This window comes from Pelatocladus sp., from assembly GCF_059505505.1.
Genome location: NZ_JCACKS010000089.1, coordinates 1 through 9325, shown reverse-complemented (window position 1 = coordinate 9325; position 9325 = coordinate 1). Strand labels below are relative to the sequence as shown.

The 9325-nt window shown below is 41.5% G+C and carries 12 protein-coding genes and 1 pseudogene; 5 read left to right on the top strand and 8 right to left on the bottom strand.

What is annotated here, in order from left to right:
- Positions 1-70: 70 nt before the first annotated feature.
- Complete coding sequence (locus AC5JMK_RS08015; RefSeq protein WP_495909826.1) at positions 71-1261, top strand: ParM/StbA family protein; 1191 nt, start codon at positions 71-73, stop codon at positions 1259-1261.
- A 110-nt stretch (positions 1262-1371) separates the two neighbouring features.
- Here the strand turns inward: AC5JMK_RS08015 and AC5JMK_RS08010 are convergent, their stop codons facing one another.
- The 3 genes and pseudogenes from AC5JMK_RS08010 to AC5JMK_RS08000 form a co-directional block, all read right to left on the bottom strand.
- A complete protein-coding gene (locus AC5JMK_RS08010; RefSeq protein WP_495909825.1) occupies positions 1372-1812 on the bottom strand; it encodes a hypothetical protein in 441 nt (146 codons plus the stop codon).
- A 109-nt stretch (positions 1813-1921) separates the two neighbouring features.
- A complete protein-coding gene (locus AC5JMK_RS08005) occupies positions 1922-2278 on the bottom strand; it encodes a hypothetical protein (protein WP_495909824.1) in 357 nt (118 codons plus the stop codon).
- Positions 2279-2670: 392 nt separating this feature from the next.
- Positions 2671-2889 (bottom strand): annotated as a pseudogene (locus tag AC5JMK_RS08000) (IS1634 family transposase); the annotation flags it as partial.
- Positions 2890-3226: 337 nt separating this feature from the next.
- On the opposite strand from AC5JMK_RS08000, the gene AC5JMK_RS07995 reads away from it, so the two are divergent.
- The 4 genes from AC5JMK_RS07995 to AC5JMK_RS07980 all read left to right on the top strand — a co-directional run bounded on the left by AC5JMK_RS07995 (position 3227) and on the right by AC5JMK_RS07980 (position 6570).
- Complete coding sequence (locus AC5JMK_RS07995) at positions 3227-4021, top strand: ParA family protein (RefSeq protein WP_495909823.1); 795 nt, start codon at positions 3227-3229, stop codon at positions 4019-4021.
- Positions 4021-5136: a ParB/RepB/Spo0J family partition protein gene (locus AC5JMK_RS07990; RefSeq protein ID WP_495909822.1), complete on the top strand. Its 1116-nt coding sequence runs from the start codon at positions 4021-4023 to the stop codon at positions 5134-5136. Before AC5JMK_RS07995 ends, AC5JMK_RS07990 begins: the two co-directional genes overlap by 1 nt.
- A 174-nt stretch (positions 5137-5310) precedes the next feature.
- Complete coding sequence (locus AC5JMK_RS07985) at positions 5311-6240, top strand: ParM/StbA family protein (RefSeq protein WP_495909828.1); 930 nt, start codon at positions 5311-5313, stop codon at positions 6238-6240.
- A 24-nt stretch (positions 6241-6264) separates the two neighbouring features.
- Positions 6265-6570, top strand: coding sequence for a hypothetical protein (locus tag AC5JMK_RS07980; RefSeq protein WP_495909821.1), 306 nt, complete (start codon positions 6265-6267; stop codon positions 6568-6570).
- Positions 6571-6897: 327 nt separating this feature from the next.
- Here the strand turns inward: AC5JMK_RS07980 and AC5JMK_RS07975 are convergent, their stop codons facing one another.
- The 5 genes from AC5JMK_RS07975 to AC5JMK_RS07955 all read right to left on the bottom strand — a co-directional run bounded on the left by AC5JMK_RS07975 (position 6898) and on the right by AC5JMK_RS07955 (position 9278).
- Complete coding sequence (locus tag AC5JMK_RS07975) at positions 6898-7311, bottom strand: type II toxin-antitoxin system VapC family toxin (protein WP_495909827.1); 414 nt, start codon at positions 7309-7311, stop codon at positions 6898-6900.
- Entirely contained in the window at positions 7280-7507 is a 228-nt protein-coding gene (locus tag AC5JMK_RS07970; protein WP_495909820.1) for a hypothetical protein, read from the bottom strand. Before AC5JMK_RS07970 ends, AC5JMK_RS07975 begins: the two co-directional genes overlap by 32 nt.
- A gap of 182 nt (positions 7508-7689) precedes the next feature.
- Positions 7690-8172 (bottom strand): PIN domain-containing protein, encoded by a 483-nt coding sequence (locus tag AC5JMK_RS07965; protein ID WP_495909819.1) that lies wholly within the window; start codon positions 8170-8172, stop codon positions 7690-7692.
- Positions 8169-8483 (bottom strand): UPF0175 family protein, encoded by a 315-nt coding sequence (locus tag AC5JMK_RS07960; protein ID WP_495909818.1) that lies wholly within the window; start codon positions 8481-8483, stop codon positions 8169-8171. Before AC5JMK_RS07960 ends, AC5JMK_RS07965 begins: the two co-directional genes overlap by 4 nt.
- A 102-nt stretch (positions 8484-8585) precedes the next feature.
- Positions 8586-9278, bottom strand: coding sequence for a pentapeptide repeat-containing protein (locus AC5JMK_RS07955; protein WP_495909817.1), 693 nt, complete (start codon positions 9276-9278; stop codon positions 8586-8588).
- Positions 9279-9325: the final 47 nt, after the last annotated feature.

Sequence of the window (9325 nt, the reverse complement as noted above, 5' to 3'; positions counted from 1 at the left end):
ACGTTACCAGATTTTTGCTCTTCTCTAGCAAGTTTTACCGCTCTAGAAAAAAATAGTAATTACGATAGATATGGGTGGAAGTAAGACCAAGGCTATTGTGCAGGAGTATCCAGAAGGAAGGCCACAAGTCTTACTTTTAGACTCAGAAGTAGCGGACGTTGCTAAAGCTTCGGTTGAGGGCATTGAGACAGAAGGTAATCCCTCTTATCGCGCTTGGGTAGGAATAGGCGGTGAATATTGCGCGTTGGGAGAACTTGCCCGCCGTCGGTTTGGGGGTATATTGCAACTGAGAGAACTTAAGTACGAACTAGCAGTTCCCAAGGTGTGTGGTCTAATTTGGCTTGCCAAAGAGAAGTTAAACCTGGGTAACGATGTTGCTGCTTACTTGAGTATTTTGCTGCCACCAGGGGAAGTGCAAGACAAAGAACAACTACAAACTCGTTTGAAGGATGCATTTAGGGGGTTTGATACGCCAGCAGGTAAGATGCGAGTGAAGATGCTTCGTTATGATGCTTCACCTGAAGGAGCCGGAGTATTTTTCCACCGCCGGCGAACACTAGGTGGGAATATGCCTGCTGCAATGTACGTGATGCTTGGTTATCGTAACGCCAGTATTTTTACCGTTCGGGGTGGTTCAAGTGGTGCGGGAATAACCAGCAATTTTGGGATGTCTTGGCTGGTAGACAATTTCACGTCTAAGGTATCAGGACTAAGCCCTGACAATCACAACATTGTTGAGGTGATGATCGAAGCTGGTACTTGTTGCGACCCCCAAGTAATGCAGAAACTCTCGCGCAAGCGTAAACGCGAGGAGATTCAACTTGATGGCGAGTTGATGTCCAAGGCTTTATTACTTGCTAGGGATGAATATTGGCGTGCGCTTGTTCGGTGGTTGCGCTCGAAAATGGATGAAGATATTGAGGAATTGGTATTGTGTGGGGGAACTGCTGATTACGTTCGCCCAGAGATAGACGCTTACTTTCAAAAACAGGGGATTCAGGTATCTTGGCATGGTGATATCTTGATACCTGATGAGATATCTTCTGGTATGGGCAATCGGATAGCAGACGTTTACGCCCTGCACGAGCATATGATTATTCAGTTTGATCAACTGACTGGTTATGCACGTTCAGAGGTTGTACCGCCAACTAAATCTGTTGGGGGTAGTGTGGATAATGCAGAAGCTAAACCTACTCCCAAATTTGACTATACTCCCCGTCCTCGTCCCAAGAGTTTTGTAACAGTGAATGAGAATATTTAATTGATTTTGGATAGGGAAAATTTTTATTGTCGTGTTTGTTGAGTAAAAAAATATCAGCTAGAACTTGGCTGTACAAAACAGTTGGTTCTAACTGAATCTTTTAGGGTTTATTAGTAGGGAGTTTCATCCAGTACTTCGGAGTCATCAATGGGGGAATTAGCAAGTTCTGGAGATGGCTGAATAACAGGGTTAATTTCCTCCATTGCTGCGTATTGTTCTTCCTGTTTCTTGCGAAGTTCCCAAGATTTACGGTTGTACGCTAGCAGGTCTTCTAAACCCATATTGAATTTATTTTGTGCGAACATTAGCAACTGTTCAGTTGTATAGCGACGCTCTTCAGGATGACCAAAACAGATTTCAAACTGTGCTTTGAATGCTTTCCAGTCGAAATTGTCTACGCCTAGTTGTCGTCGCGATTCGCGTCCGTAGAGGTTACGAATCGAATAGAAAATAGTGTTATACTTCCGCACATCAAATGATTCAACTTTGAATTGCTCCATAGCTGAATCATCGATTTTAAGAACTTGGGTTTTAGTGGATTTAGTAGCCATAACTGTCTCCTATCTAGGTCATTTATCACAAATTTGGGGCGTTTAGCCCGTGAAAAAAATAAATCCCACCCGTCAGGTGAGTGAGACTTATTTTCGTTAATTTTGATTATTAGATAACTTCTACTTGTGTTGCTAGTAAACGTTCGCGTTTTTGCCAGGTACGTTTATTGACTTCGAGCAATTCTTCCAAACCTTTGTTGAAGTGTTTGATAGAATACTCAACCATTTGTTCAACACTGTACTTAGGATTTTCAACTGTACCGAACGTGGTTGCAAACTTGGCTTTGAACTCATCCCATTGGGCTTTATTCCAGTTAGTTTGAGACTGCCCTTGGATGGTTTTACCCCAAGTTTCCTGTAATCCATAGTAGATTGCTTTGAGTTTGCGATCGTTGTAGTCAGCAATCTGGTAAATGCCCATTGCACTGTCATCAATCAAACTAACTTTCTTGGTTTTAGTAGCCATAGTTATTTCCTGCGGGGTAGATAGATTTTCTTAGAGAATTAGCGTAAGCTTTAGTGCTTTTTCTCATTGCTATTTGGACGTGAGTCCGTGTTAAAAAACGAAACCGCAAGCGAGTTCAATTGCTTACGGTTTTTGTGGATTTGTAGATATAGATTTAGATGTAATGGTGGCAGCCTAACCAACCTTGGTACTCCCAACTATCAGGGTATCCCCGCTCTTCATCTCCTTCAATGTATTTTCCAAGATAGCAGGCAATATGTTCGCTCATCCTACCCAACTACCATCAGTTCGACGGTAAATGGTGGTTTCTAACCAATTGTTTGTGCGGATGATTAATCCTCTATCTTTAAACTGGATAGCAGGTTTGAACTACGAACTTGTGAAATCTTGTACTAAGAGGAATTATCCACAAGGTTGCTGTAAAGATCAGGTGATAGCGCTAACAAACAAATAATCTCCTGCTGTAGAAGATTTAAAGCAGGAACATAGCCAAAAGGTTCACTTCGGACTTCAATAATCGTCAAATTGAGGTTAGAAAAAGCACGTAATAACCTAAGGGCAGTGGGTTTCTCAGTTTGTTTTTTGGGGTGATCAGGATATAGCCCAGTAAGAGTTTTGCTCTGTGCGATAATGGGCGAACCGGGAGTAAGTAAGCAAATGCGAAGGAGAAAATGTCGAATTTTAAAATTCGACAAATAAACATTAGCTTTTGATAACTTTTCCACCGTCAATGCAACTTTTATCAAACTTTATGCTTAACATGATCTCAAGACAAAAAACAGTGATCGCGTTGATGATGCTCGACAGCAGTGGTCTTGGATGTTTCTCTTTTCTAAAATGGCGCAGAGTAACCGCAGTGTAGCATTTAATTTCTAAAGCAGCAGTGGTTGAAGATTTCCAGAATTCAGGTATATTTTTGATTACACTTCATCAGGTGCTGGTGATTTTATGACGCAGGTAGTTCTTGCAATCCTGGCAAACGCCGGTGGTGTAGGCAAAAGCACTTTGGCCGTACATCTGGCTTACGAAATCAGTCGGCGTAAATACAAGGTAGCTTTGCTGGATTTAGATCCACAGCGATCGCTAGATGTGTTTTGCGGCTTGTCAGCAGTCGAAGCACCGAATACGATGGTGCAAATTTTATCCAAGGATTTTAAAGGTGATTGGTCATTAGTACCAGCATGGGGCGATTCAAAAGTCGAAGTTTGTCAAGGGCATCCAATACTTGCAGAAATGGCAAATGAATTGGTAATTCGCAAACGCGGAGAATATACTCTGGCAGACAGGCTCCACAAATATCCCTTACCTCATGATCTAATTATCCTGGATTGCCCCGCAACCTTGGGGATGCTGAATGTTAATGCTTTAGCTGCCTCAACTCATGTTTTAGTGCCAATACAACTAGAAATGAAAGCAATTTCCGGTTCAGCAGAGTTGGTAGAGTGGTGTATCACCACTTCTGAAGAATTGCAGCTTGACCCCAAACCCCCTATTTTGGGTTTTGTACCCAGCATGTACGATGATGCCGTAGCAATGCACAGGCAGTATCTTGCTCAACTGCCAAATATTTCCGAACAGCTAGGCATTAAACTTTATTCTAAAATTCGCAACTCAAACGAATTTAAAAATGCCAGCGCCCACGGATTACCTTTAAACGAATACCGATCCAAGCATCCAGCGTGCAAAGATTTTAAACAAATTGCCGATGATTTAATTAGTTTGATTAAGAAGAAGGAGAAATAATGGCACGGAACTTGCCGACTATTGGTGATAAATTTAAGGGAGCAGTTCAAAAAACCGAGCAAGAAAAGAAAATTGCTGAACTGCAAGCTGAAGTGGAACATTTGCGAGTAACACAGTCTCCAGAATTAGAAGCAGAACTAGCTCTTCTGCGAGAACAACTCCAAAATCAATCGGGAGAAGCACAAATAGATGTAGACTTAATTGACCCCAACCCCAATCAACCTCGACAAACAATCACCCCAGAATCAATTCAAGCTAAAGCGCGACTGCTAAAAAAACACGGACAGATTACACCCATTATTCTTGTACCTCAAGACAATGGTCGCTATATGCTGTTGGACGGGCAGCTGCGTACTGAGGGGGCAAAACTGCTAGAGTGGAAAACTGTTCGGGCTGTTGTCGTGCCAATGCCCAAGGATTTGGATCAATCATCGCTGATGACATTTCTTGGGTTTGAAGACTTAAATCCTTTGGATAAAGCTGAAGCCATTGTTAAGGAAGTTAACAAGTCTACTGGGTTAGCCATAGACGAAATCTCTACTATGCTTGCGACTGTACTCAAGCGTATCGAGCGCGATCGCAAAATAAAAGAACTTACACAACTCATCGCTGTGAGTGTAGAGGAACAACAGCAGGGGTTAGAAGCACTAGGTGTGACTGGTTTAGAGCAGAATTTACTTTTAGTGCTGCTCGAATTAGGATTGAATCCTGCCTCGGTAAAAAACAATCTCCTACCAATGCTATCTTTACCTCAAGATTTGAAAGACGCAATTCGTCATCGCGGACTCAAAGGCGCACACGCATTGGCATTAGCAACATTATCTGCTAAGGCATTAGGCACATCTGAGCAAAAAGCAGAGAAGGAGCGCGTGAAAGCTACAGACAAAGTACTAAAAGAAAACCTCACTGTACCCGAAACACGTGACATCATCAAACAAATCAAAGCTAACTATCTAACGCCAGCAAAATCACAGTCGAAAGAAGTAAAATCTGTTATTCAAAAAATTAACACGCTATCGTCAGCATCTTTGGTGGACGCGAGTAGCGAACAACTCCAAGAATTGAAGACCTTGCTGCAACAGAAATTAGCCGAAATTGATAAAGTCCTTGGTTGACATGAAGCAGTGGCTTCTTGCTGCCAATGTTGGTAACGTGAATCTAGAAAACATTAAAGAGGGAACTCTTAACAGGCAACTCTTAGCAGGAAGACAAGTTTAATTAAACCTTTCAGGCGTTCTGAGTTTACAACGAAAATTATCTGCGTACAGTCATAATACTGAACTGAAGCGATTTTTAATCTATGTCAGCGATTTTATCAAACTATTAATAACGGTTACGGCAGCATTAAACTTCTAGTCGATGGTTTTGAAGTCGTTCGCGTCCCCAGTTATATTTCAAGAGAAGAAATGGAAGATGTGCCTGGAAGGGTGGTTTTCAACGGAACTGCTTACACAGTTGGAGAATCTGCTTTCCGTACAGGATACCATTTTGACCGCAATACAGACAACAATGAAAACAAAGTCAACAATGCGCTGATTACATTACTGGGTGCACTAGCACATCTGCCACACCGTAAGGCTTGGCATTTAAAGTTAGTCGTCAGTTTACATGATGTTGCTCTAGCCTCGGACTTGAAAGAAGTGCTAAACGGAGAGAGGAAGCCAATACTTGCTGGTAAACAATCAGATGTAACGGTAGAAGTGCTGAAAGTAGTGCCAGAGGGAATGGGTGCATTGTTTGGGCGTCAACTACCGCAAAAGTTAACCGTTCTAGACTTTGGCAATGGTACGACTCTGTATTCTCGTTACAACCAGGGAAAGCGAGAAGTCCACACTCCCTATCCCACAGGTGTAGAAGTTTTGATTGATGATATCTCCAAAAAAATGAAAAGCATTAATGGTGGCAAGATTGGAGATGTTTCTAAAATTCGGTTCTGTTTGGAAATGGGGCATACCAAATACAGCCGTGACATTGATATCAAAGATGTCTACAGCGCTTGTCTGAAAGATTGGTACGAAAAATACTTGAAGAAACCAGTGAATCTGGCACTTGATGCCAAACATACTGGCGATGAGATTTGGGCGATTGGTGGAGGCTGTTTGTTACCAGGATTTAAGAAGCTATTAGAGAAGAATGGTTTCAAAATTCTGGACAATCCGGTAGAAGCTAATGCTTTTGGACTTCTAGAGATGGCTAAAGCCATTGTGAAAAAGAATTAACAGGATATTTGGTAAGTGATAACAATGGCAGAGAAACAAGACAAGACCCCAGAAAAAGTTCGGATCAAAGATAGCTACCGTGAACGTATAGAAGCAGAATCAGAGCAATTAGGTAAAAGTTATCTAGAAACGCTTTACTTTATTATTGATTGCTATTTTGCTTTTAAAAAGGGCGCATTTCCGATACAACAAGCAGTTGCACATACACCAGTTTTAACCCCGATTACTACAAATCAAAATATTTTAGAACAGCCAGATCCAATTCCATTAATACCCCAAAAACAAAAAGATTCGGACGGCGAAACCTTTACCCTTGATTTTGATTTGTAACTAAATTAACGTGAGTTCGCGCAATCGAGGATGAGTTTACTGTGTGTTGACGAGAAAACCAATTTACAACCCCGACCACGTAAAGCCAAGACTTTGCCAGCTAAACCAGAATTACCTCTAGTTCGCGGTGCGAAACTATTCTAAACTCCAGAAATGCGATCGCCCTCTCAAAACAACCCAAGTAAATGCGATCGCACCTTCAAACCAACCAAACAAAGGCGATAACTTCGTTAAGCTGCGCTAACGCACTCCCAATCAAACCCAAAAAACGCGAACGACTCACCTCGCGTAAGCTTCACTCTCTTCAAAAGTAACTCAGTCCTCAATTTATCTCATCAGAGCCTGAAAACCTGCTTGTACAAAATGTTGATCAAAAGTCAAAGCTTGAGTGACTCCTGCTTGCTTCATAATTATAAAAGAAATACAATCAACTAACCCCCATCCTTTATCTTGATGGGTTTTGTAAAGTGTGAATGCTTGTGCAAATAATTCTGGAGTGAGTCGCACAATTTCCACATCATCTGAAGTCAAGAAATGCTCGATAATTTCAACAGCTTCATTTTTGTAGTTGCGTGCTAGTGCATTACCAATTTCTAATAGCACTGCATCAGTTGTGATTAAGGGATGAGTTTCCAAAGCATCGGCTAATTCGTAAGCTCGCTGGTGATATTGGTCACGCTGGTTAATTAGGGCTACAACAAATAATGTATCAACAAATATCTGATTTGCCAATGTTCTCACCAGCCAAATACGAATCAATATTACTAGCAAAATCCTCTGGTGCATCAATCTTAATTTGTTTTAATTTTGACATTAAACTAGGTTTTTTTAACTGTTCTTTAGCTTGAGCAAAATTTTTGATTAGAAGATATAGCTCATCTAGATATTCTTCATTAAGGCTATCAATTTCAGCATGAATTTTGTCTTTTGCAGTCATTTTTGCCTTTCCTCTCAATACTATACTTATTGTAACTTTTAAGGATAACTGGAGAGCGATCGCCATCCCTGCAAATTCTCCACAAACGCGATCGCCCTCTCAAAACAACCCAAGTAAATGCGATAACTTCGTTAAGGTGTGCGTTAGCGCAGCTTAACCCAACAATTTCAAATGCGATCACTCTACTCTCCAGCTAATTGTAGTAATTCTGCATACAATTCTTCCCGAATCCAGAAGCCATTAGCAATCAAATCGTCTAATAATGGCTGTATGCGTAAAACTAACCCCTGTTGTTTGGCTGCTAGCAATATACCCAATATTCCAGTTACCCGAAGACCTAACCTAATTGCTTCCTTTCGACCTCTTCGTTCATCTACAATTAGGCGATCGGCATTTAATTCCACAGCAAGGGTAATCGCTTCAGCCTCACCGATGTCTAAATTACTCTGTAAAGTTTGAAACAATGCAGTATTTTTAATATTCAGAGTTTGAATCCAATTTACGGATTTAATTGCTAAAACTGCCGGGTCTGTATCACCGGAGTTAAGAATCTCCTGATAAACTGCTGTAGGAATAACTACATTACCGTAAAGTTGTTGCAATAATTCTAATTGACCGATTGCAGCTAAATTACTAATAGGTGATGTATCACTAACTATAATCATCGCCAATTATTTGCTGACAAACTTTTGACATCTTCCCTGAGTTCAGCAATATCGTAATGCAGAGGTATTTGACGACTTGCAAGTAATCTTTGAAACTGAAGTTGATTCATTTTTGCAAAGCGACTTGCTTGACCTAGAGTAAATTTTTCCTTTTGAAACAGCATAACAGCAATTTCAGTCAGCAACTCAGCGTCTGACATTTGGGTTGTTTGCAATACTTCATCCGAGATAATGATACTCATAAATTTTGAGATTAATGGGGGATTATAAATACTAGGATAGGCGATCGCACCTCCAAACCAACCAAACAAAGGCGATTGCAATCCCTACAAACACCCCAAACCGCGATCGCACATTCCCACAGATCCCCGACTTTTTGGAAAAGTCGGGGATCTTAGCCACCCGCAACTACTTCACAACCCCAATTTTTTCCTAAACTCATCGCTATATATTGCCTTTTCCCAATTCTTGGCAGCTTTCACTTGCTCAGGGGTGAGGTTTTGAACAAATTGCAAATCTGAACCTTCCAAGTTGGCATTGGTGAGATTGATACCTTGAAAGTCAGCAAGCTTAAAATCAATCCTACTCAAGTCAGCACCACTGAAGTTCACACCAGGAGCTATCAAAAGCATTTGCTCCTGGTTTGGGTCAAAATTTTTAGGTAGTTTTGTTGCTTTGTTGTAAATCGCCCTTTTGAGCTTGGCACGGCTAAGTTTGGTATCCCTGAGGTCGGTATCACTGAGGTCGGCAAACCTGAGGTCAGCACCACTGAGATCAGCATCACTGAGGTCGGTACCCTTGAGGTTGGCACCCCTGAGATCGGTCATGAAGAGGTCAGCACCACTGAGGTTGGCATCCCTGAGGTTGGCATCCCTGAGGTTGGCATCCCTGAGGTGGGCACCCATGAGATTGGCACTACTGAGGTTGAGTTTGCTCAAGTCTTCACCTTCAAAACGGGAGCATTTCCCAAAAAGTGCAATCAGTATATCTTCTGGAATCCACTCCAACTGACTTTTTTCATCACACCCCTCAGTCATTAACTCCATTGCGGCACGGCTTCCTTGTTGCTTATTCCTAATAGTTTCCCATGCTCGATTATAACCCACATTCCGCACTTCAAATTGAAGTACAAAGAGATTACATCATGAGAAAA

Coding starts and splice junctions, on each gene's coding strand:
- AC5JMK_RS08015 (WP_495909826.1), top strand. CDS start 71: ATGGGTGGAAGTAAGACCAAGGCTATTGTGCAGGAGTATCCAGAAGGA.
- AC5JMK_RS08010 (WP_495909825.1), bottom strand. CDS start 1,812: ATGGCTACTAAATCCACTAAAACCCAAGTTCTTAAAATCGATGATTCA.
- AC5JMK_RS08005 (WP_495909824.1), bottom strand. CDS start 2,278: ATGGCTACTAAAACCAAGAAAGTTAGTTTGATTGATGACAGTGCAATG.
- AC5JMK_RS07995 (WP_495909823.1), top strand. CDS start 3,227: ATGACGCAGGTAGTTCTTGCAATCCTGGCAAACGCCGGTGGTGTAGGC.
- AC5JMK_RS07990 (WP_495909822.1), top strand. CDS start 4,021: ATGGCACGGAACTTGCCGACTATTGGTGATAAATTTAAGGGAGCAGTT.
- AC5JMK_RS07980 (WP_495909821.1), top strand. CDS start 6,265: ATGGCAGAGAAACAAGACAAGACCCCAGAAAAAGTTCGGATCAAAGAT.
- AC5JMK_RS07970 (WP_495909820.1), bottom strand. CDS start 7,507: ATGACTGCAAAAGACAAAATTCATGCTGAAATTGATAGCCTTAATGAA.
- AC5JMK_RS07965 (WP_495909819.1), bottom strand. CDS start 8,172: ATGATTATAGTTAGTGATACATCACCTATTAGTAATTTAGCTGCAATC.